18 protein-coding genes and 1 other annotated feature are annotated in these 22,356 nt (G+C 60.6%); of the genes, 13 read left to right on the top strand and 5 right to left on the bottom strand.

The genetic code is table 11. The features are described 5' to 3' along the window. The first annotated feature begins 115 nt into the window (after positions 1-115). Positions 116-365: a binding site (T-box leader), on the top strand. A 260-nt stretch (positions 366-625) separates the two neighbouring features. From NUW23_09675 to NUW23_09645, 7 genes are all read left to right on the top strand, one after another. Then, positions 626-1,990 (top strand): M20 family metallopeptidase, encoded by a 1,365-nt coding sequence (locus NUW23_09675; protein ID MCR4426442.1) that lies wholly within the window; start codon positions 626-628, stop codon positions 1,988-1,990. 657 nt (positions 1,991-2,647) lie between these two features. After that, complete coding sequence (locus tag NUW23_09670; GenBank protein ID MCR4426441.1) at positions 2,648-3,379, top strand: TIGR04076 family protein; 732 nt, start codon at positions 2,648-2,650, stop codon at positions 3,377-3,379. Next, positions 3,376-5,298 carry an aldehyde ferredoxin oxidoreductase family protein gene (locus tag NUW23_09665; GenBank protein MCR4426440.1) on the top strand — a complete coding sequence of 641 codons (1,923 nt, stop codon included), beginning with the start codon at positions 3,376-3,378 and terminating at the stop codon, positions 5,296-5,298. Before NUW23_09670 ends, NUW23_09665 begins: the two co-directional genes overlap by 4 nt. 16 nt (positions 5,299-5,314) lie before the next feature. Continuing rightward, on the top strand, positions 5,315-6,487 hold the full coding sequence (locus NUW23_09660; protein MCR4426439.1) for a branched-chain amino acid ABC transporter substrate-binding protein: 1,173 nt from the start codon (positions 5,315-5,317) through the stop codon (positions 6,485-6,487). A gap of 56 nt (positions 6,488-6,543) precedes the next feature. Then, a complete protein-coding gene (locus NUW23_09655) occupies positions 6,544-7,473 on the top strand; it encodes a branched-chain amino acid ABC transporter permease (protein MCR4426438.1) in 930 nt (309 codons plus the stop codon). 15 nt (positions 7,474-7,488) lie between these two features. After that, entirely contained in the window at positions 7,489-10,113 is a 2,625-nt protein-coding gene (locus NUW23_09650; GenBank protein ID MCR4426437.1) for an ATP-binding cassette domain-containing protein, read from the top strand. Between the two features lie 384 nt (positions 10,114-10,497). Further along, entirely contained in the window at positions 10,498-11,229 is a 732-nt protein-coding gene (locus tag NUW23_09645) for a YiiX/YebB-like N1pC/P60 family cysteine hydrolase (GenBank protein ID MCR4426436.1), read from the top strand. Here NUW23_09645 and NUW23_09640 read toward each other — a convergent pair. From NUW23_09640 to NUW23_09625, 4 genes are all read right to left on the bottom strand, one after another. Then, positions 11,226-11,939: a hypothetical protein gene (locus NUW23_09640; protein ID MCR4426435.1), complete on the bottom strand. Its 714-nt coding sequence runs from the start codon at positions 11,937-11,939 to the stop codon at positions 11,226-11,228. The two genes, NUW23_09645 and NUW23_09640, sit on opposite strands and share 4 nt — an antisense overlap. 464 nt (positions 11,940-12,403) lie before the next feature. Beyond that, positions 12,404-13,165 carry an ABC transporter permease gene (locus NUW23_09635; protein MCR4426434.1) on the bottom strand — a complete coding sequence of 254 codons (762 nt, stop codon included), beginning with the start codon at positions 13,163-13,165 and terminating at the stop codon, positions 12,404-12,406. 3 nt (positions 13,166-13,168) lie between these two features. Beyond that, on the bottom strand, positions 13,169-13,942 hold the full coding sequence (locus NUW23_09630; GenBank protein ID MCR4426433.1) for an ABC transporter ATP-binding protein: 774 nt from the start codon (positions 13,940-13,942) through the stop codon (positions 13,169-13,171). Between the two features lie 28 nt (positions 13,943-13,970). Further along, positions 13,971-14,954: an ABC transporter substrate-binding protein gene (locus NUW23_09625; GenBank protein MCR4426432.1), complete on the bottom strand. Its 984-nt coding sequence runs from the start codon at positions 14,952-14,954 to the stop codon at positions 13,971-13,973. A 464-nt stretch (positions 14,955-15,418) separates the two neighbouring features. Here NUW23_09625 and NUW23_09620 point away from each other — a divergent pair, with 464 nt between their 5' ends. Continuing rightward, positions 15,419-16,204, top strand: coding sequence for an IS1595 family transposase (locus tag NUW23_09620; protein ID MCR4426431.1), 786 nt, complete (start codon positions 15,419-15,421; stop codon positions 16,202-16,204). 204 nt (positions 16,205-16,408) lie between these two features. Here the strand turns inward: NUW23_09620 and NUW23_09615 are convergent, their stop codons facing one another. Beyond that, positions 16,409-17,167: a hypothetical protein gene (locus NUW23_09615; GenBank protein ID MCR4426430.1), complete on the bottom strand. Its 759-nt coding sequence runs from the start codon at positions 17,165-17,167 to the stop codon at positions 16,409-16,411. A gap of 258 nt (positions 17,168-17,425) precedes the next feature. On the opposite strand from NUW23_09615, the gene NUW23_09610 reads away from it, so the two are divergent. The 5 genes from NUW23_09610 to NUW23_09590 are packed head-to-tail and all read left to right on the top strand — an operon-like array spanning position 17,426 to position 22,027. After that, positions 17,426-18,694 carry an ABC transporter substrate-binding protein gene (locus NUW23_09610; protein MCR4426429.1) on the top strand — a complete coding sequence of 423 codons (1,269 nt, stop codon included), beginning with the start codon at positions 17,426-17,428 and terminating at the stop codon, positions 18,692-18,694. A gap of 60 nt (positions 18,695-18,754) precedes the next feature. Beyond that, positions 18,755-19,609: a branched-chain amino acid ABC transporter permease gene (locus tag NUW23_09605; protein ID MCR4426428.1), complete on the top strand. Its 855-nt coding sequence runs from the start codon at positions 18,755-18,757 to the stop codon at positions 19,607-19,609. A 13-nt stretch (positions 19,610-19,622) separates the two neighbouring features. Continuing rightward, on the top strand, positions 19,623-20,621 hold the full coding sequence (locus NUW23_09600; protein MCR4426427.1) for a branched-chain amino acid ABC transporter permease: 999 nt from the start codon (positions 19,623-19,625) through the stop codon (positions 20,619-20,621). After that, positions 20,602-21,336, top strand: a complete 735-nt coding sequence (locus tag NUW23_09595) for an ABC transporter ATP-binding protein (protein ID MCR4426426.1) — start codon at positions 20,602-20,604, stop codon at positions 21,334-21,336. The genes NUW23_09600 and NUW23_09595 overlap by 20 nt, the downstream gene beginning before the upstream one ends. Then, positions 21,323-22,027 (top strand): ABC transporter ATP-binding protein, encoded by a 705-nt coding sequence (locus NUW23_09590; protein ID MCR4426425.1) that lies wholly within the window; start codon positions 21,323-21,325, stop codon positions 22,025-22,027. The genes NUW23_09595 and NUW23_09590 overlap by 14 nt, the downstream gene beginning before the upstream one ends. The last annotated feature ends 329 nt before the right edge of the window (positions 22,028-22,356 follow it).

The following is a 22,356-nucleotide window of genomic DNA, read 5'->3' as shown; positions in this document are numbered from 1 at the left end:
CGCCTCCGCCAACTCGGAGGAAAGGGGAAGCACCTACAAGGACTTGACTCAGACTTATGATAATTATGTATTGACATGCTTGTCGCCGGTGGTAAAATATACATTACATATCGACGAGAAGGCAATGAACAGGAGAGTACGCTTCCTCTGTGCTCAAAGAGAGAGTCCGGGGGGTGCGAGGACTCGCAAGGGGTTGCGGAAGTACACCTGTGAGCTGCGGTCTGAAACGAGCTTCATCGGAGTAGGATTCGCCGGTTCCCTCCGTTACAGGGGCACGATACGGCCGCGTGATGGCGCCGTTGTCGGATGCGAGTGGGCTTTTGCCAATTAGGGTGGTACCGCGGGTATTGCGACCCGTCCCTTGACCAAGGGATGGGTCGTCATGTTTCTCTGGGTCGCAGGGCGCTTTGCCGAGAGGGCGTCCCGACGCGGGCCTGCAGCCTGAGGAGTATGGTTGTCGGCTGCGACTCAGGAAGGAGTGATGCTTTGGGGGGCCAGATATACAGCGAGCACGATTGGTGTAACCGACTCCATGTGTCTCGGGGCGGCGCGTGGGCGCACGAGCTGTCACCACACTGACGGGGGGAGCCACACACAGACGAGATGAAGGAGGTTGACACGAACCATGAGGAGACCAGCACGTGCTTTCGCCAGACTCGTTCTGACCGCTGTCTCAACTAGCGTAGTCCTAGCCCTACTGCTTTCGCCCGCGACAGGCGTCGCGGCAACTGACCCCAAGGCCGAACTCGTCGCCAGAATCGATTCCCAGCGGGATCGGCTTGTCGCCATGTCCGACTGGATGTATCTCAACCCCGAGATCGGCCACAAGGAGTTCAAGGCGGTGGAGATGCTGACCGGGTATCTCAAAGAGAATGGTTGGGAGGTCAAGGTAGGCTTCAGTGACATCGCTCCGTTTTGGGTGCCTATCCTGGAGAGAGCGGTGGGAGTCAAAGAACTCGCCACGGCGTTCAAGGCTACATACCCTGGCCAAGGAGATGGGCCGACGATAGGGATCATAGTCGAGTATGACGCGCTTCGGGGCCCCGCTGGCTCAGCATATCACGGTTGCCAGCACAACCTGCAAGCGCCGGCAGGTATCGGGGCAGCCGTGGCACTCGCGGAGACCATGAAAGCTCGCGGGATCCCCGGCAAGGTAGTGGTGTTCGGCACGCCTGCCGAGGAGATCACTCCTCCTGTGAAGGCCATAATGTGGGATTCCGGCATCTTCGCAGGAGTTGACGTCATGGTGATGTTCCACGGGTCCACGAGGACTACCTACCAGCTGCCGGGCCCGTCCATGCTGGCCCTCGATATTCTCGAGATAACCTTCAAGGGCAAGCCGTCACATGCCGCGTCGGCGCCGTGGGCAGGCAGGTCCGCGTTGGATGCCGTGATCCTGTTCTACGTGGGCATGGACCAGCTTCGTGAGCACTCGGACCCTTACTATCGCATGCACGGGAACATAACTGACGGCGGCGCTGCTCCGAACATTGTGCCCGAGAGAGCCCAGACGGTCTGGGCCATCCGCCACCCGAAACGACAGGGCGTGAACGAGCAGGTGGAGAGGGTCAAGAAGATAGCCCAAGGCGCTGCGATGATGACGGAGACAACAGTGATCATAGACACGCAGGGCTACATGGACAACTGCCTCAACCTCAGCACCCTTGAGAACGCGGCGTTCGCCTACGCCAAGAGCCTGGGCGCGACGAACATCGTCGAGCCGATACCCGGGCCCAGAATGGATTCGGCCTCCACCGACTTCGGGACAGTGAGCTACAACATCCCGTCTATCTCACTGTCGATTCAGACTGCCCCTGAGGGCACGGCGGGACACTCTCAAGCGAACGCAGATGCCACGATAGCGGACATCGGTCATGACGGCATGATTATCGCCTCCAAAGTCGAGGCGATGCTTGCGTGGGATCTGCTGACACAACCCGACTATCTGGCCAAGGTGAAAGCCGAGCATGCGATGCTAAAGAGCCAGTAGTCTGCGACGGTCGTCCCGAGACAACAACATCGAGAATCGGCCGGCATGCGAGAGGCGCGGGCGTGTCCCGCGCCCTTTCCATTGCGTACGCCCAAGCTACTGGGCAGACTAGGCCGACGACAGGGCCGTTGGAGACTCAGTGGCGACAGCGCAGTCGGGTTCGCCTCTGTCGGGCGCCTCCGAAAAACTGCATCTGCGTGAGGTAGGCGCCGAAACCGCCTGATCTTCCAGCGAATCAGGGTGTGGACGCCGGCCTGGCGGCTATTGACACCATCGCCACAAGGGTGTTGAATAGAGGGCAATTCAACCAAATCAAATAGCCGTATGGATTCAAGAGACGATGATGAGGGAAGTGGCCGCGAAGACCCCTGTCCCAAGCGAGCGGAGGATGGTGTGAGCTCCGCGGATCGGGCGTGGCGCGTGGGCCTCGGAGTTGCAGGCCGAAAGGCGGATCCACCTAGGAGCCGATCCGAGTAGGCTGAGCCGGAAGCCTCCGTTACAGGGCAGGGACGTCGCCCGCTCGAGATTGACTCGATGCGATAGCCGCGTCCCGGAGAAACGAGTGGGGTGGAGTGTCTCCGCCCCACGAGGGTGGCACCACGGGTGAGAGCTCGTCCCTTAGGGGATGAGCTTTTTTGTGTCGAGGTGGTGAACGGAATGTACGATCTCCGGGTAATAGTTGATGAAGTCCGCGGGTTCTGCGACCTTCCTATGCAGGTCGGCGACTACTTTGATGTCAGTGGCGGGCGCATCACGATCCCTCCAGGCAAGTTCATGTGCATGTGGGCTCTTCAAAGCATGATGCCGATGCTGCCTGTCAAGCAGCGAAGAATCGCGGACGAGAATGATTGGCTCAGCAGCACGGTGAGAGTCTGCTGCCCAGATCCCAACGGCATGGTCATCTTCCGGATCGAGAGGGTCGGAGAGCCAGCTCTTGCCCCGGGGCCTAGGCCCAGGATGCTTGTTCGCAGCGATATCTGTGCAGGCTGCCGTGCATGTGAGCTCGTTTGTAGCTTCATACACGAGCGGAAGTTCAGCGACTCTCTTGCCAGAATCCGCGTTGCCAAGATCGAGGAGGACGGCGTGGACCGGCCGGACGTGTGCAGGCAGTGCGGGGCCGCGAGGTGTGTGGACGCCTGCCCTGCTGGGGCTCTCGGCCGCGAGGGCGGGACCGGGGCAATAACTGTAGACCAGGACAAGTGCACCGGGTGTCGCAGCTGTGCCGACGCCTGTCCATTTGACGCCATATTCTTCCACCCGGAAAAGGCGGGGCCTCTCATCTGCGACCTTTGCGGTGGCGACCCCCAATGCGTCAAGCGATGTCCCACAGGGGCCATCCGCTTCGGGCTGGCTGGTACGCCGACGACAGGAGGTGCGGGAGGAAGGTGAGTGACTTCACGGGATACGCCGGAAACGTCCTCCGCGTGGACCTTACGACCGGACAGATTGGCATTGAACCTCTCGACTGGGAGCAGTGCCATAAGTACCTCGGCGGCCGCGGTCTCAACGTCGCGAGGCTGGCTGCGGAGATTGACTTGGATGTTGAGCCCGAGAGCCCGGAGAATCCACTCATAGTTGGTGTCGGCCCCCTGAACGGCACCCTCTTCCCCGGGGCCGCGAGGGTGAACTTCACGTCAAAGTCTCCGCTCACGGGTATTTTGGGGGATTCAAACGCGGGTGGGTTCTTCGGCCCAGAACTCAAGTACGCAGGTTTCGACCAGGTTGTCATAACCGGGCAGGCGGATCAGCTGTCGTACCTTCTCATTCAGGATGGCGAGGCCATTGTTTTCCGCGCCCCCGACCTTGCTGGCCTCGATGTCTGGGAGACCCAGAAGCTACTCGCCGCCCGGCACGATCGCAGGGCCCAAGTGGCGTCGGTCGGTCCCGCGGCTGAGAGGGGAGTCAAGTTCTCGGGTATCTTCTGCAACCTCGCACGCCCGGCCGCCAGGACCGGGATGGGAGCGGTAATGGCATCGAAGAACCTCAAGGCTATCGTGGCCCGCGGAACCAGGCCCGTTGAGGTAGCGGACCCGGAAGAGTTCCTTAGATTAGTGAGGATGATCGATGCCCGGATCCTCACCCACCAGCAGTACCCCGTTAGGGTGGCATACGGGACCACCCGACTCGTCTCTGCGCTCAACGCTGCGGGCTGCCTGGCTACCCGGCACTTCCAGACGGGGAGATTCGAAGATGCCTCGGCCGTGAGCGGAGAGAGACTCGCCCAGAGGTTCAGAGTCAAGGGCAAGGCGTGCCACTCCTGCACCATCCCGTGCAGCAGGTTCTTCGAGATCAAATCAGGGCGGTTCGCGGGCCTCAGGAGCGAAGGCCCCGAGTTCGAGGGCCTGGCTGCCTTCACGTCCAGAGTCGGGGTGAATGACCTGGAGGCAGGGCTTGCGATGGTGGACATCTGCAACAGACAGGGAATGGACGTCATCTCCACCGCAGAGTGTGTCTCCTTTGCGATGGAGTGCTTTGAGCGTGGCCTTCTGTCCAGCGGGGAGGTTGACTCCCTCGACCTCAGGTGGGGAAATGCCGAGGCCGTGATGGCCCTGGTCCAGAAGATAGCCAGGCGTGAGGGGTTCGGGGACGTTCTGGCGGACGGGGTCAGGGAAGCGGCGAAGCGGATAGGCAGAGGCACCGGGGACCTCGCCATGCATGTCAAAGGGCTTGAGCTGTTCATGGCTGATCCCAGAGGTCTCAAGGGCTATGCTCTGGGCAACGCGGTTGCGAGCCGGGGCGGCGATCACCTTCGGTCCGAGCCATCCTTCGAGTTCTCGCAGGATACCGAGGCGGGAAAGCGCCTGTTCGGGTCGGAGAAGGCCGGGTTCAGGCTCGAGCATGAGGGAAAGGGCCGGGTCGTCAAGCACTACGAGGAGGTGTGTGCGCTTGCGGACTCTCTCAATGCCTGCAAGAACACTATTACAAACATGGAAGTCCTGCCGTTTGACGACGCCGCGCGGATCGTGAACGCCGCTGCTGGCACTGAGCTCGATGGGGCTGACGTTCAGAGGATATGTGAGCGCATCGTCCTCCTGGAACGGTGCTTCATCGTCGCCCTGGGGATCACCCGTGCAGACGACACATTGCCACGCAGGTTCCTCGAGGAACCCATGCCTGAGGGCTGTGGGGATACGTCCGGCAGCACAGTGGAGCTTTCGGGGATGTTAGATGAGTATTATGCCGCACGTGGGTTGGACATCGACACCGGAGTCCCAACCCGTGATACGCTGGGCCGAGTGGGGCTCGAGGAATGGGGGGATATCCTGGCGCAACGGGGAGTGTGCGCGAAACGCGAAGGCACTAGATAGAAGGAGGTTGACCCCTGTGAGAAACAGACACGTCATGTGGAGCCTGATCCTCGCGGCGTTGATATCTCTCATTCCGGTCGGGGTATCTGGCCAGCAGAGGATGGCTCCGGTGAAGATCGGGGCCGCAGGCCCTTTTACCGGAGACCTCTCCAAGATCGGCCTGGATTCCCTGAACGCCATCTACATGGCGGTTGATGAAGCGAATGCTGAAGGCGGTGTCCGGGGCCGCAAGATCGAGGTTGTGGTGGCAGATGACTCGGGAGACCCTGCCAAGGCGGTGATAGTGGCGGAGAGACTCGCCATGGACAGGAACGTCATGGGGGTGATAGGCCCTATGAACAGCTCGGCAGTGAAGGCGGCGCTTCCCATCTACCAGAGGGTGAGCCTAGTCCTCATAAGCCAGTCCGCGACGAATCCCGCTCTGACTGAGATGGGTTACCGGGTTATGCACCGAATCTGCCCGAGAGACGACGCTCAAGGGCCCGCGGCGGCGAAGTTCATTGTTGAGGTGGCCGGCGCGCGGAACGTGTACATCATCGATGACAAGAGCACCTACGGCCAGGGTCTCGCGGATCAAGTCGAGGCCACGCTGAGGGCTGCTGGGGTGACCACCGCCCGCGGCCAGATCGCGCCTGAGGATCGGGACTTCTCCCCAATACTCACCAGGGTCAAGGCCGCGAAGCCGGACCTTCTCTACCTTGCACTCCCTAGCCCTTCCCAGGCTGCCGCTCTCATAAAGCAGGCGACGGGGCTGGGGCTGTCTCCCAAGCTCATGGGAGGAGACGGTCTGAAGGAGAGAGACCAGCTCATCGCGGGTGCGGGCGGCAGCGCCCAGGGCATGTGGGTAACGGCTATAGGACGCGACATCAAGGAGGTCCCGGAGGCCCGGGAGTTCATCACCAGATTCGAGGGGAAGCACGGCGCGATGAGCATCTTCTCAGGCCAGAGTTACGAGGCCACGAAGATCCTCATCGAGGCCATGCGCAAGGCAGCCGGGGACGATCCCGCTGGGCTTTCCAGGCAGAAGGTGCTCGAGGCCGTGCACTCGACTAGAGACTACCGTGGCATACTCGGCTTCCCGGTGAGCTTCGATTCCAAGGGCGACGTGGTGGGGGCCAGCATATACGTGTTCCAGGTACAAAAGGATGACTTCGTGCAGGTCAGGGAGTACCCCGTGGAGACCAAGTAGCCAGCGGTGTACGGCCGGGGAACCGGGTGGCAGCACACAAGTGAGAGGGATTGTGAATGGATCAGGTGTTGGTTCAGGTTCCCCAGCAGATCGTAAATGGGATCACTCTGGGGTGCGTTTACGCCTTGCTGGCTCTCGGCTATTCCATGGTCTATGGGGTTCTCAAGATGCTGAATTTCGCCCACGGGGATGTGTTCATGGTGGGCGCCTTCGCCGGGTGGGGGGTATTCTCACTCCTCACCCGGGGGGGTTCCCCAGTTGTCAACGCCACATTCATACTGGCCGCCATGGTCCTCGGGGCGACAGCAGCGACTGCCCTGCTCGGCGCGGTGATCGAAAGGCTGGCATACCGTCCCTTGCGCAAGGGCTCGCGCCTTGCTCCTCTCATCTCGGCCTTAGGTGTGTCCATCATATTGCAGAACATGGCCATGCTGATGACATCAGGCCGCGCCAAGGCCATTCAGACTGAACTTCTGATCCCGGCTGGCGCAGGAGTCCATCTTGGTGGCGCCTCGATATCCGTCGCACGCCTGCTGATCGTCGGGACTTCGGTCGGCATCATGCTCGCCCTCGACTCCGTGGTGCGTCGCACCAGGTTGGGCAGGGAGATGAGAGCCACAAGCCAGGACCTGGAGGCTGCCGAGTACGTGGGGATCAGGACGTCTAGGGTCATAGTGTCCACCTTCATCATCGGCTCCGGCCTTGCAGGGGTGGCGGGAGTAATGATCGGCCTCTACTACATGCAAGTCGACTTCACGCTTGGGTTCTCCGCCGGCATCAAGGCGTTCACTGCGGCAGTGCTCGGAGGCATCGGGAACATGAGAGGAGCGATGGCCGGGGGCCTGCTTCTCGGCCTGACCGAGAGCCTCGGGGTGATCGTGGCGGCCCCAGTCTACAAGGATGCGATTGTGTTCACGGCGCTCGTCGCTGCCCTCATCCTGAGGCCGGCGGGGCTCTTGGGCACCCAAGTCAGAGACAGAGTCTGAAGGTAGGTCGGTGAGATGTCTTCTGAGACTGTGTTCGGGCGTCGGCCCATCTGGACGGTTCCTTTCGCTAGGGCCGTCTGCTTGGCCTCGGCCTTCCTCGCGGCTCTGCCGCTTGTCACGGGCAACTACTACTACATCCGGACAGGGGGAACCGTGGGCCTCTACTTGATGCTGGCCACCGGCCTCAGCGTCGTGGCAGGGCAGGCTGGCCTTCTGGACCTGGGATACGCCGGGTTCTACGGGATCGGCGCTTACGTGTACGCCCTACTTGCGTCCCCTCAGTTCGGGCTCCACACCGCATTCCCGCTGGCGGCTGTGGCATCGTGCCTTGCGGCCGCGGCCGTGGCAGTAGCCGTCAGCCTCCCCACCTTGCGGGTTCGCGGCGACTACCTGGCGATGGTGACTCTCGCGTTCGGGCAAATAGTCCGGATCCTGCTGAACAACCTCGACCGCCCGGTGAACATCACCAATGGACCCAACGGTATCGTCGGAGTAGATCCCCCGCGGATTGCAGGGGTTGGAACGGCATCGATCGAGGTGACCTACATCATCATCTGGATCTCGGCCGCGTTGACCGTAGCCGTTGTCAGCCGCCTCGTGGGGTCCAGGGTAGGACGCGCGTGGAATGCCGTCAGGGAAGATGAGACTGCTGCAGCTTGCATGGGAGTGGATGTTGCGAAGTATCGGATCGCCGCTTTCGCCACGGGCGCGGCAATCGCGGGCACAGCCGGGGCCCTCTTCGCGTCATGGCAAGGGGCAGTGTTCCCGCAGAACTTCACCATGGCCGAAACGGTCTCACTCTACTGCATGATCATCCTGGGAGGGGTGAGGAATCTCCCGGGCATCCTGGTGGGGGTGGTAGCACTCGTTGTCATTCCCGAGCTTCTCAGGGGCCTCACCGTGTACCGGATGCTGATCTACGGCGTGACTCTCGTGTTCCTGGCGGTCTTTCGCCAGCAGGGACTCCCGGCCGGGAAAGCTCTCGCACGCGCGGGACCACGGACCCGGGGGGCCGAGGGAGTCGGACAGACCGGGCGAGCTGAGGTAACCGAACGTGACTGCACACGGCTGGTGCAGATCTTGAAGACCTCTTCTCCCGGTGGGCATTGGAGTCTCGCCGGATCTCAAACCGTCCTCGAAGTGAAGAACCTGTCCTGCCAGTTCGGGGGCCTCCGGGCGGTGGCGGGCGTGAGTTTCACGGTGAACGAGGGAGAGGTTGTGGGGATCATAGGGCCGAACGGGGCGGGGAAGACCACTGTGTTCAACCTCATCACCGGGCTGATACGTCCGTCCGCGGGCGACATCAGGATCCGCGGCAGAAGCGTAGTGGGGTTGCCGCCTCACGAGATTGCCTCACTCGGAGTGGTCCGTACGTTCCAGAACATAAGGCTGTACGATACCCAGGATATTCTTGAAAACGTACTCGCCGGGCGGCACCTGAAGGACAGGACCAGTGTAGTGGGTGTGATACTGAAGACCAGGGCATGCAGGGCTGCAGAGAAGGCCGGAGTCGAGGCCGTCCGAGACATACTGCGCACACTGGGACTCTCGGGACGCGAGGCCGACCCGGTCCGGGAGTTGACATACGCAGACCGGCGGAAGGTGGAACTTGCCCGTCTTCTGGCCACAGGCTGCCGGATCGTGCTGCTGGACGAACCCGCGGCCGTCATGACCCCGGATGAGATGGAGGACATAGCGCACATCATCGAGGGTCTGCGGCATCAGGGTTATACTGTGCTGATTATCGAGCACCACATGGAGGTAATTGCGAGGTCCTGCGACCGGGTGGTAGTGTTGGACCACGGGGAGAAGATCGCGGAAGGCACGCCCGAGGATGTCGCCGCGAATCCATCGGTGATCGAAGCCTACCTCGGCACTCCGAAGACGGTGGGACTCCGTGCCCGCGCGGACACTGGGCAAGGCGGGCATGCCGCACCGATCCTCGAGGTGAGCAACGTGAATGTGTCCTACGGCACCGCCGATGTCCTGAAGGACTTGAGCCTCGCTGTCGGCCGTGGCGAAATAGTCGCGGTACTTGGCGGCAACGCGGCGGGGAAGTCTACCGTGCTCAAGACCATCCTGGGCAGGCTACGGCCGAGGTCTGGCGAGATTCGTTTTCAGGGTGCAAGGATCGACGGAATGCCCACATCCGACATAGTCAGGGCCGGCATCGGGCTGGTGCCGGAAGGCCGGAGGATCTTCCCGCATCTCACGGTTATGGAGAACCTGGAGACGGCCCTCCACGCCGTGCGGGACCGCAGGGCGGCCCGCCATGCCGTGGAACGTGTGCTCGATCTGTACCCGGCCCTCGCGGGACGCCGTGATCAACTCGCTGGAACGCTGTCAGGAGGGGAGCAGCAGGCCCTGGCGATCTGCCGAGCTCTTGTGACAGGTCCACGCCTCTTGTGCATGGATGAACCCTCCATGGGCCTCTCCCCGATAATGGTCGATAAGGTCATGCAGACGGTGGTGGATATCAACCGTGCGGGGACTACAGTCCTTCTGGTGGAACAGAATGCCCGTGCCGCGCTGGCCATTGCGGATCGTGTGTACGTCCTTCGCTCTGGGAGAGTGGCGGCATCAGGTCCGGCCTGGGACTTCATGTCCGATGACCAGCTGGTAGAGGCGTATCTTGGGTAGCCTGCGCTCCGGGCCCGCTGGCCCCGGCTCTGCTCCCAGCTCCGTAGCTGTTGACATGGACTGAACTCGCTGCAGGTTTCACAACGACCTGGCAGCAGAGCGTCGTGATGCGCTGGGAGCAGGAAGGGAAGAACGCGACCAAGGTCGAACGACTGCGGTGTGTGTTGGTACTGAGGGCAGAGCACCCGCATACCAGAGATGCTCGCATCTGGAGCGGCTCGGAAGTGCGCGGGCTGGGGTCGTTCGCTCCAAACTCGAAGTGGCGGCTTGCTTCAAGAGGACGAGACGGACGGATTCCCGGCTGCCGTGCGATGGTGATTGGGTCTGGATCCGGGCTGACCTGCGCGATTGCCGAGGCCTGCCACGGCAGAGAGGAGATGTGACGTGAGACACCGACCCAGGCGGGTATGGGGTTCAAGGCGGTTGTCCATCGCCATCCTCGCGGCAACACTGGTGACTGTTGTGAGCGCTATGTCACCCGGGGCAGCCGGAGCATCTGCGGGAGCCTGGGGACCTACCCACGCGGACCCGAAAGTGGGCCAGCCCCTCGTTTCTCCGGGCGGCGGGGATTGGTGGGACCGTCTGAGGCCGGGTGACATCATGTTCACGTGGGACTCTGCGTTTCCATCGCGCGAGGGGCGTACGCCAAACCGGGGTGTGTTCAGGGCTATCGTGCTCTATGAACATGGTCACGTCGGCATCTATGTGGGAGACGGCAAGACCGTGGAGGCACTGGGTTTTCGGGAAGGCGTGGTTCTCCGGGACGTAAATGAATGGGTGACGGAGTACTACGGGTTCAGTGTGCTCCGCGTGATGACGGCCACCGACGAACAGGCCGCCCAGGCAGCGGCTAACGCCGTTCCACAGGTGGGGAAGAGGTTCAAGTGGCTCGGTCTCCTATACACCAAATCCCCTGACCTCGATCAGAAGTACTGGTACTGTACGGAGCTCGTATGGGGGGCCTACCTGGACGTGGGCATCGACATCCAGCCCAGACCCAGGCCGACGGTGCAGCCGTGGGAGATCTACTACCACCCGGATATCCGCGAGATCGGTGGAATGAAGAACGGCCGGTTCTTCTGGGTAGAGGCCGAGTACACCGAAGAACCGCTCTAGGGGTGGGGCGGGCCGCTAGGTGCTGGAGCAGGGCTTCGGCCCGGCAGGCTGTAGTAAGCCAGGAAGTAGTTGAAGTCCACCTCCGGGGCGATGGTGTTCTCGAATCTAGTGATGCCTAGGCCCTGCTTGAAAGTGCGCGTTTCTACATATCGCCCTCCCGGCAGGCCTGGTGCCGGGGCTGTGTACCGCACGATGCAGAAACGCCGTTCGTCCTCCGGATCGACACCCACCTCGAGGATGCCGGCCTCGATCTTGCCGCCGCCGGGCGCGTCCACAGACCAACTCCTGCCGGTCTCGATCGGATGTCGGAGGACCACAAGCGGCCGAAGGAGATGAGGGAACACGTCTCCCCGGATCACCCGTTCCGTCGCGGAGTCGCGGGAGAAGACGTATTCCAGCTCTATCCGGAAGTCGTGGGGCGACTCTCCCCCAGATGGGTCTTCCACTTCCCCGGTGATCTTGTGCACGGTCTCGCCCCTCCGGGGACCCGGTGTTACCTCGTTGAGAGTCATACGGTGGCTATATTCCGCGAAGCCGTCGTAGATCCACACGAAGCCGGGCTGAGACGGAAAGAATGATGCGGGATCGGCCCCCTCCGAATCCGCACGAAAACGCGGCGCGAGGCGGATCCGGCCTGCAATCGCTAGAGCCGCCACGGCGATGATCACGCACAACAACCCAAAGATGCGCATGCCCCTCTGGGTTCCCACCTCGCCTCACGCTCCCATCGGGTCTGGCACAGAGCCTTCGCCATCCTGACACGGTTTTCCCCATGACCGATCTCCTCATAGAATGCCCGTGCCCTGAGGCTTCTAGCGCCCACACTCAGACTTATTCGCCTGAACCTGCGCCGCATTGCCAGGGCTTCGGCCCCTCCATGAGCCAGCGCAAGGTTCCGGAGGTGCAAGCTGACTGGAACATGGGACTCTTGGGGGAAGTCTGCGTCCTTACAGGTATGAGTCACAACCCTCATGCCAGGACGACACAGTGGCCACAAGAGTGTTTCGTGGAACCTTTCCATCTCCAGGGGGCTCTCGTGCGCACGTCTGCTTAAGGAGAGAATGTCTGGCCGGGTAATACCGCAGCCAGACAATCTGTTGGGGGCCAGAGCCGTACGCATGAAAGCGATCAGACCTGGTTAGTGCTAGTCAGGGGCCTGCCAGCCTCAATTCGGTCAGACCGACATCCCCCACTTCACGACCGTGTGCCTCTCAACCGTCAAGAAGATCGAGTTGACGATGAGCCCAATCACTATAATCACCAGAAGGGCTGCAAACATGGAAGTGGTCTCCATGAAGTATCTCTTCTGATATATGAACCAACCCAATGACCCTCCGGTTCCGCTGACCCCGAAGACGAGCTCGGCAGCGATCAGGGTTCTCCAGGCATAGGCCCAGCTGATCCTGAGGCCGGTAAGTATGTGGGGTAACGCTGCTGGCATGTAGATGTCCCGGACCAGCCGCCATCCTTTGAGCCCCAGGTTCTGCCCTACCTGCACCAACGTCCTGGAGGCTGTAAGAAACCCAGAAAGGGTCGCGAGCGAAAGAGACCAGACAATGGAGTGGGCGATCACAAAGAGGAGCGCCCCCCGGCCCAGCCCGAACCAGATGATGGCGAGCGGGAGAAGTGCCACGGCAGGCAGCGGGTTGAACATCGACGCCATCACAGACAGAAGGTTCCGGCCGAACTGCGTGAGGACCGCGAGAGAAGTCAGCACGGCTGCGGCTGAAATGCCCATCGCCACGGCCGCCGCCAGAGTCGACATGGTGTTCCGCACATAGGGGATCAGTTCGCCCGAAGTGAATAGGGTCGCGAGGCGGATGAACACCGCACTGGCCCGCGGAAAGAGGTTCGGGTCAACGTTCCGTGCGACTGTAATCACTTCCCAAGCAACGAGGAGGCCCGCAACGATCAGAAGTTTCTGGTTTACTCGCATCTTCTATGCCCCCATCGTCGGCACTTGAAGCAGCCCACGAATCTCCCTGCACACATCCCAGAACTCAGGCGTCCTTCCTTCATCTGCTGACCCAACCGAGTTGTCCATTATCTGCTTCATCCGACCCGGAGACTCCGTCATGATAAGGATCTGTTGGCCAAGGAGGACTGCCTCATCTATAGAGTGGGTTACGAACACTATCGTGGTCCGGGTCTTCTCCCACACTCGCAGCAATTCCAGTTGAAGTGCCTCACGGGATTGAGCGTCGAGACTCCCGAACGGCTCATCCATCAGTAGCACATCCGGCCCGACTGCCAACGCGCGTGCCATTGCTGCACGCTGCTTCATCCCACCCGACAGGGTGTGTGGGTAGAAGTCCCTGAACTCGTATAGACCTACCGCGTCGAGGAACTCGAGGGCACGCTCTCCTGCTTCGCCACGGGCAAACCGGCCCGTGACCTCTATGGCATAAGTCACATTCTGCAGCACTGTCTTCCACGGGAGGAGTTGGTCGAACTCCTGAAACATCATCATCCTGTCCGGTCCTGGTCCGGTGACGAGTCTCCCTGCCACTCTGATCTCCCCGCACGATGGTTTGACGAAACCTCCCACCGCTTTCAGGAGCGTGGACTTTCCGCAACCACTGGGCCCAAGGACGACGATGCGTTCCCCCTCCGGGGCCACCAGTGAGACTCGGTCCAGGGCAACAAGCACTCCACGGGGTGTCTCGTAATGAACGGTGAGTTCACGGACCTCCAGTTTAGGGGCGTCCCTCACGTGGATCAGACTCTCCTCTCTTTCGCTGCTACGAGCCGTTTGCTCCCTTGAGGTTATCCCAGACTGTGTCAGTCCAGTGGTTCGGGATCTTGTCTATATACCCGGATTTCTTCATGAAGGTCGCCCACCGCATGATCCCCCTAGGGGTCGTGGCCCATTCCACGCCTTCCCAGGTTATGTAGCAGTAGTAGGACTCCTCGGTTACGGATTTGTCGACAGTCGCGAGGATGCGCGCTGCCTCGTGTGGGCGATCCCGGAGGAGTTCGACCGCCTCCCCGAGTGCTCGAACCAATGCATCGTAGATGTCCGGATGCTCCTTGACGAACCTGCCGGTTGTCACGCACACCAAGAACGTGAACGGCTCACCGAAGGCATCGTTGCCGTTGGCCACCACATGGAAGCCTTCGCGCTTTAGGGTCTCAAACTGGTAAGGGGGCGAACTGTAGTGGGCCGCAAGCTCCCTCTTGGCCCCGAGCAGCGCAGCTGCGTCCGGATGGGGCATGGCGACCACGTTTGCATCCAGGGCCGTAGGGTTGCCGAACTCTATCTCGGATGCCATTGAGAGGAGCATATGCTGGTTGCTCCCGGGTCCCGGCATCCCGATCTTGTCGGTTGGTTTGAAGTCGCGGATCGATCTGATGTCGGTACGGTAAGTCAGAAGAAGTAGAGGCATTATTGTGAGCCCTGCTGTGATCTTGAAATCGATCCCTTTTGAGTATCCTATCAGATAGTGGGGTATCCCCATGAACCCAACGTCGATCTGCCCGGCTACCATGGCTTCGCGGACAGGCCCTCCGGATCCAAGAATCCTTCGCTCCACCTTGAGCCCGGGGTAATGCTTCTCGAGTAGTCTGAGTTCGGTCATGATCGTGACCGGGGCGTACCCCAGTCCGAACTGGTCGGCTATGCGGATCCTGGAGGGTCCCGCACTCACCGCCGGCAGGCCGCACGTGGCAATCAGAACCGCCAAGGCGACCGTCAGCACTGCAGTCTTCCACATCTTCAAAGCCATCCTCCACCTTCCTGTGAGTCGGCAGGCCGGCACCGGCCCTGTGCCGTAGTCAGTATATGCCGTCGGGAATCATGTGCCCCCAGCTATATACCTTTTGGTATGTGCCCAACGCCCTACTGGGCATACCTGCTGTACCAACTCGCGGTTGCCATTTAGAGGAAAGTATGACACTATATGGAGTATAGGATGGCCCGATTGGGGAAGGTGATGGTGTGGCTCGGTTATCTCTGTCTATCGTACCGGCCGACACCCGGTCCACTTGGCCTTACCAAGACATGGCTCTCTCCGAGATGAGACCCGCAACAGCCGGCCTTCGTGGTGCGGACTCCGTTTCCGATCCAAACTGCGAGCGCATCAACTTGGCCGAGGTGAGAGACGCGTCAATGCCGGCCGGGCCTACCTGTCCGAACTGCGGAGGGACGCGGGTTATCAGGTATGGTCATGCCCGGGGAATGCAGAGATACATGTGCAAGCAATGCCGCAGGTGCTTCAATGACTTGTCTGGAACGGTGCTGCACCGAACTCGCCTCAGGGAGAAGTGGTTCCGGTACTTCTGCCTTATGATGGGAGGCCTATCAGTGCGTGAGACAGCTCGTGAGCTCGGGATTTCCAAGAACACTGCGTTTGCCTGGCGCCACAAAGTCATTGCTAGGCTCGCGGTTCTTGATTCCCGAACGCGGCTCGGGGGCATAGTCGAGGCTGATCAGTTCTTCCTGCTCAAGTGCCACAAGGGATCGCCAGCGGAAGCCCGGAAGTTCAGAGACTCAGCATGGAACCTGTGCCGTGGAAACAGAACCATGGCTCCCGCGGAGGCAAGAGCATGCGTGGTAGTTGCTGCAGATCGCCGAGGTAACGTGATGGCTACTGTCATGCCCGGGGAGTCCTCGAAAGGTCTTGACCAGGCACTCAGGGATCATCTGGAGCCGGAGGCTCGTGTGTGCGTTGCAAGGGATATGTGCCACTGGCCGAGACCTTCCCTCGATAGCATCGGGCTCACCTGGGTTTCGAAGGGGCGGAACAGGGCATTCCACAGAGACGAGTACTCCAATCACCCACTTCACCACGTGCGGAACGTGCGGTCTCTGATACTCGGATTCTCTCGGTGGCTGCTGAGGTTTAGAGGGGTGGCAACGAAATACCTTGTCAGGTATAGCGCGTGGTACTGGCAGGTCCTCAGTGGAGCGGCGATGAGTAGACCTGCTGCGGCCAAGAGGATGTTCATGGTCCTGCTGCAGCAATTCCGGCTCTAGGACCAACGTTAACCGTCTATGAGCTGAGCAATCGCGGCAAGGCTTCCGCTGCCTGTGCCAACCGTCAGCTGGGACAGAGGCGAACGTTTCGCTGGATATCCATGAGGCAGTTACTGTGAAGCCCGAATTCTGGTCAGGTACTGCCTACCCCCAGAACCCGGGCTCTTCATTCAGCGGGGATTTGCGCTCACGGACCGTCCTGCATTAACCCCTGTGATCCCGATCGGCTTTCGGGTGGGCGCTGTCCTCTTCTTGACGCTCCGGCTCGCCGGTGGGTTCAGCCTGCTCCGGCTGCTCAGGTGGTGTGCCCTGAGCGGAAGGTTCGGAAGACGCGGGCGTCTCCTCCGGGGCGACCTGCGCGACTGGCTCGGCCTGTCTGGGTGCCCCCGGTTCTACTGGCGTAGTCGGCGTGGTCGGCGCCGCCGGTGACTCCCGCCGGCCAGACAGCAGCCCAGACAACGCCCACAAGACGCCGAGGACGATGAGGCCGACAGGGAACAGGTACCTGCCCAACCCGAACCGGCCGAAACCGCTGATTCCGACAATCAGCTCAAAGAAGACCGCCCCTGCCAGGAAAATGATCGCTCCTGCCAATCCGAGGTTTGCACCGAGCTTTGCCGCATCACGGTCTCCCGAGAATGCTGCGTGCACTAGCTGCCCGAACCCAACAGCCCCTGGTACTACGAGCGCCCAGGCGTACGCCCAACTCTCCCAGTACCCTGTGGAGTTCTGGTACAGCAGCAGGAGCCCGGTTACGCCTCCCATACTGCCGAATATGGAAAGCCAGCGTCCGCTCTTCCCGGCCACAAGCCCCGTGACGAACAGAATTGCTCCGGGCACTATCACGAAGAACGGCCAGAGGATGCGAGCGAAGTCGATGTTCATCCTTTGGCCGATCAGGATCAGGACACCCGCTGCCACAAGGATGGAGCCGATTGCGGCATTGCCTTTGTTGATAGCCAAGATACCACCCCCATCCATGATTCTACCTACTTCACTTCGGGGTCGCTTGAGGGACTCCTCCTTCTTTCTACCTTTCTATGGTCTTTCTATGCAGAGGCGTCGGTGGGTGTCCTGCGCCCTGCCGCCCCCTGGACCGTTACGGTTGATCGCAGTGATGTGCTGGCCATGCACTTCCGATTGGAGGAAGGAATTGCGCCTGTATAGGCGAATACACCCATATGGGTACCCGATCAATTCTGGTTTCAGGAGGGGATTTGATTGAGGAGAAGTGTCCTGGCGCTGGTTGTCTCATTTACTCTCGTGGGGCTCATGTTCATCGGGAACGTGGCTCTCGCTCAACCGGTGGTCAAGATTGGAGCCATCTTCCCACTCACTGGAGCCTCCGCGGCGACGGGTGTCAAGCTGAAGTACGCAGTCGAGGTCGCTGAGGAGATAATCAACGGTCTGCACCCGGATATTGACGTGCCGCTGGCTCGCACTTCGGGCCTGCCGAAGCTGAGCGGGGCCCGGGTCCAGTTCGTGTTCGCCGACCACCAGGGCAACCCTGAGATCGCCAAATCTGAGGCGGAGAGGCTGATTCAGAACGAGAAGGTAGTGGCCTTGATCGGGTGCTACCAGAGTTCGGCCACGAAACCTGCAAGTGCTGTGGCTGAGCGGTATGGGGTACCATTCATTGCGGGCTCTTCCAGCTCCGCGGCTTTGACCGAGCGCGGGCTCAAGTGGTTCATGCGGATCGCTCCCAATGACGACATGGAGACGAAGTTCTTCTTCGATTACCTCAAGTTCCTGAATCAGAACTACAACGCCGGAATCAAGCGTGTCGGTGTTGTGTTCATTGACAATGAATATGGTGTACACGCAGCGGAGATGGTCGATAAGTGGATTGAGACCTACAAGAAGGATGGGTTCGAGCTGGCCGCAAGGATCAAATACCCTACCACCGTGTCTAACGTCGACACTGAGGTGCAGCGGGTCAAGGCTGCCAGGCTCGATGCCATCTTTCACGCCTCTTACATAGCGGACATCACCCAGTTCGTAAAGGGGTACAGGGCCTACGATGTGACCCCGAAAGCGGTCCTGAACTACTGCGGAGGCTTCCAGGATCCCAAGTTCCTGGAGAACCTGGGGCGGGACGCGAATTACTTCTCTGGATCCAACGCAATTGCCTCCAGCCTCTTCGCCAAGATGGAGGTAGCGAAGCGCATCAACGACCTTTACAAACCGAAGGCAGGAGTGGACATTGACGGCCCGACCATTGAGGACTTCTCCTCCGCCCTGGTCATGGCGGACGCCATCAACGAGGCAGGATCCACTGATCCGGCCCGTGTTCTTGAGGTCCTCAAGACTAAGACCTTCTACGCCCCCTATTTCGTGTCCGGCAAGGTCAAGTTCGACGACAAGGGCCAGAACGAGTACTCGGCATCTGTCATGGTCCAGGTCCTGAACGGAGTGTACGAGGCAGTGTGGCCGGTGGAATTCAAGACCGCCGAGCCCGTGCCCGCGTTCCCACCGTGGAGGTCCCGGTAGACAGCCTAGCATTGGGGCCCGTCTCGGGGGCGGGCCCCTTTTCCTGATGGAGGTGTTCGCTTGCTTCCTCAACTGCTCGCGAGCGGGGTTATCATGGGGACCGTGTACGGCCTCGTGGCGGTCGGCCTGGGGCTGATCTGGGGCGTCATGGATGTGATCAATTTCGCTCACGGCGACTTCCTCATGATCAGTATGTATTCTTCTTTCTGGGTCTACACTCTCTTCAGGGTCGACCCGATTCTCTCGTGGCCGATCGAGACCGCCCTCATATTCGCTCTCGGATACCTCACCTACAAAGTGATCATCAAGCGCGTCGTGGATGCCCCGGGGCTTTCGGCGCTCCTGGCGACATTCGGCCTGAGCCTCATCCTCAGAAACGCCGCGCAGTTCCTCTGGAGTGCGGACTACAGGTACCTCCCGGATACGGTCGTCGCGGACAGAAGGCTCTTGCTGGGTCCAGTGATGATCGGCCTGCCACAGTTGGTCGCTGCATTCGGAAGCATTCTCATGACGTTCGCTGTGTTCTACTTCGTCCGGCGGACTCGGATGGGCCGGGCGATACAGGCTACATCCATGGACAAGGACGCTGCACGCCTCATGGGGGTGGACACCGAGCGGGTGTATGCCTTCACATTTGGGCTCGGCGGGGCGTGTGTCGGGTTCGCGGGGGCCTTGCTCTCGACCTTCTTCCCTGTCTACCCCGAATCGGGCGCACTGTACAGCACCCTTGCCTTCGTGATCGTGGCGTTAGGGGGATTCGGGAACGTCAAGGGCGCGTTGCAGGCAGGGATCATCATAGGCCTGGCGGAGGCACTCGGAGGGTTCTACCTGGGCACACAGTTCAAGTACACGGTGGTGTTCCTGATTTACCTTCTTGTCATGCAAGTGCGGCCCAAAGGATTATTCGGTTGGTGATGAGGTGTATCCGATGAACCAGAGATCTCGACATGAATGGAGATCCCTCGCCATAGTCATCGGGCTTCTGGCGGTGCTCCCGCTTCTGACCAAGAACGTGAATGTGCATCACGTCATCGTGATGTTCTTCATCTATGCGTCCCTGGGCGAGGCGTGGAACATGATCACAGGGCTCGCGGGACAGACGTCCTTCGGGCACGCGAGCTTCTTCGGTATAGGGGCCTATGCGGCCGCGGTCGCCTTCTACAGGTTCGGCGCGAGTCCCTGGATCGGCATGGTGATCGGCGCCCTGGCGGCCGCGGCGGTAGGTGCGATCGTGAGTTACCCCATGTTCAGGCTCAGGGGCCACTACTTCGCCGTTGCCACCCTCGCTGTTTCGGAGATTGTGTTCCAGCTGTTTGTCAGCTGGCGGTGGGTGGAGGGTGCGACCGGCATATCCGTCCCTGTGGCTCGGGAAGGCCTTTGGACTCTGCAATTCCACAGCTCCAAGCTTCCTTACTGCTACCTGGCCCTTGCCGGGTTCGTTGCCGCTGCGGCGGCCTTCCACTGGCTCGCAAACTCGAGGATCGGGTTCTACCTGAGAGCTATCAAGGACAGTGAGGAGGCTGCGATGGCAATAGGGATCAACCCGGCCAAGTACAAGCTTCTCGCCATGGTATCCAGTGCGTCCCTCACGGCGATCTTCGGATCCATCTACACTCAATACATCCTGTATATTGATCCGTTCATGGTGTTCTCGATGCACGTCTCCATAAAGATAGTCCTCCTCACCGTTCTGGGCGGATTGGGGTCCGTCTGGGGCCCGGTGTTCGGCGCGGCTGTTCTCATCCCGCTTTCCGAGTATACCAGGGTCCTCTTCGGAGGCACGGGCAGGGGCATAGACCTCATCCTCTTCGGGGTGCTCATCGTGATGGTTGCGTGCTTCCAGCCCCAGGGGATTGTGGGCATTCTCCGGTCGCGCGGGAGATCCGGGAAAGGAGGTCAGACACGGGATGCCAAAGCCGCTGCTTGAAATCGAGAACTTGACCATGCGGTTCGGAAGCCTTGCAGCCAACGACGATGTGAGCTTCTCGGTGAGTCAGGGTGAAATTGTCGGGCTCATCGGGCCGAACGGGGCTGGGAAGACCACATGCTTCAGCTGCGTTACCGGGTTCCTGCGACCCACCGCCGGGCGGGTGAGGTTTGACGGACATGATATAACAGGCATGCCGCCCTACGCCGTATGCAGGCGCGGTCTGGCAAGGACGTTTCAGATCGTGCGGACTCTCAAGGACATGACAGTTGAGGAGAACATCATGACCGGGGCGTTCCTCAGGACTCCCAGTCACGATCAGGCCAGGAAGATCGCCCGGGAGATCATGGAACTGACCGACCTGACACAGAACCGGGACAAGCTTGGGAAGAGCCTGACCATAGCGGACCGCAAACGGCTCGAGATTGCACGGGCCCTCGCCACCCGGCCCAGCCTCCTCATGCTCGACGAGACCATGGCCGGCTTGAACCAGACCGAGATCCGGGACGCCATGGAGCTGTGCCAGCGACTGAGGGGGGAAGGCGTAACACTCGTTGTAGTGGAGCACATCATGGAGGCAATCATGCCCATCTCAGACAAGATCATCGTGTTAGATTCCGGAAAGAAGATCGCCGAAGGCAAACCCAAGGAGATCGCTTGCGACGAGCGAGTCATCAAAGCCTACCTGGGGGACAAGTACAATGTTGCGGGTTGAGAACCTGAGTGCGGGGTACGACGGCGTTCCGGTCCTCTTCGATGTAAGCTTCGAAGTGGGCGAGGGCGAGATCGTCGCGATAGTGGGCTCGAACGGCGCGGGGAAGACCACCATCCTCCGGACTGTCTCCGGGCTCATGAAGCCCATGGGCGGCAACATAGAGTTCAGAGGACGCGCTATTGGAGGTCTGCCAGCCCATGTCATTACCACCCTTGGACTGGCCCACGTGCCCGAAGGCAGAAGGCTGTTCGCCAAGATGAGCGTGCGGGACAATCTCCTGCTTGGGGCGCATTCGATCTCAGATGAGAAACTGACCGCAAGTACTCTTGCGGAAGTGTGTGAGATCTTTCCGATACTCGGGGAGAGGGCGGACCAGAAAGCCGACACGCTCTCCGGCGGCGAACAGCAGATGCTCGCAATAGCCCGAGGCCTCATGTGCCGGCCCAAACTGCTCATGGTGGACGAGACATCGCTGGGCCTCATGCCGACCATGGTGGACAGGGTGTTTGATGTACTGAAGTCCATCAGCGAAAGAGGTGTCACCGTGCTGATGGTCGAGCAAAAGGTGGAGAAATCCCTGAAAATGGCCGACCGCGCCTACGTCCTCCAGACGGGGAGGGTAGTCATGGAAGGAACCGGGCAGGAGCTTCTGGAGAACCCTGAGATCAAGAAAGCATATCTCGGGCTATAGGCCCGGGGAGGCACATGCGGGAGCAGACAGGCGCTGAGTAGCCGCCCGTCCCCCTCGGGCCAACATGTCTAAGCCAATCCATCCGGCGGGATGCGGGCTCGATGATGGACTAGGAACACGCTCGGAAAACAGGCTGACGGGAGTATACCAGGCTCTTTGAGAGCCACATAATGGCACTATATGGGTAGAAGCAAGGCTTTTGCGCGCTCCAAAGCGCAGGTTCCGTAGCTTTATGGGACTGAAAGCCCGGGGCGCCTATCTGTTTCGCCCCCTCTTTCGCCCGGAGCCGACACTACTCCCTTGACGCCGCTATGCGGCGGCCGCCGTCC

The organism is Bacillota bacterium (genome assembly GCA_024655925.1).
Classification (GTDB): domain Bacteria; phylum Bacillota; class DTU025; order DTU025; family JANLFS01; genus JANLFS01.
This window is presented reverse-complemented; position numbering and strand designations above follow the sequence as displayed.

Excerpts from the sequence above, each read along its gene's own strand:
- NUW23_09635 (MCR4426434.1), bottom strand. The coding sequence starts at position 13,165 with ATGCGAGTAAACCAGAAACTTCTGATCGTTGCGGGCCTCCTCGTTGCT.
- NUW23_09650 (MCR4426437.1), top strand. The coding sequence starts at position 7,489 with ATGTCTTCTGAGACTGTGTTCGGGCGTCGGCCCATCTGGACGGTTCCT.
- NUW23_09620 (MCR4426431.1), top strand. The coding sequence starts at position 15,419 with ATGTGCAAGCAATGCCGCAGGTGCTTCAATGACTTGTCTGGAACGGTG.
- NUW23_09625 (MCR4426432.1), bottom strand. The coding sequence starts at position 14,954 with ATGGCTTTGAAGATGTGGAAGACTGCAGTGCTGACGGTCGCCTTGGCG.
- NUW23_09675 (MCR4426442.1), top strand. The coding sequence starts at position 626 with ATGAGGAGACCAGCACGTGCTTTCGCCAGACTCGTTCTGACCGCTGTC.
- NUW23_09595 (MCR4426426.1), top strand. The coding sequence starts at position 20,602 with ATGCCAAAGCCGCTGCTTGAAATCGAGAACTTGACCATGCGGTTCGGA.
- NUW23_09670 (MCR4426441.1), top strand. The coding sequence starts at position 2,648 with ATGTACGATCTCCGGGTAATAGTTGATGAAGTCCGCGGGTTCTGCGAC.
- NUW23_09655 (MCR4426438.1), top strand. The coding sequence starts at position 6,544 with ATGGATCAGGTGTTGGTTCAGGTTCCCCAGCAGATCGTAAATGGGATC.
- NUW23_09590 (MCR4426425.1), top strand. The coding sequence starts at position 21,323 with ATGTTGCGGGTTGAGAACCTGAGTGCGGGGTACGACGGCGTTCCGGTC.
- NUW23_09600 (MCR4426427.1), top strand. The coding sequence starts at position 19,623 with ATGAACCAGAGATCTCGACATGAATGGAGATCCCTCGCCATAGTCATC.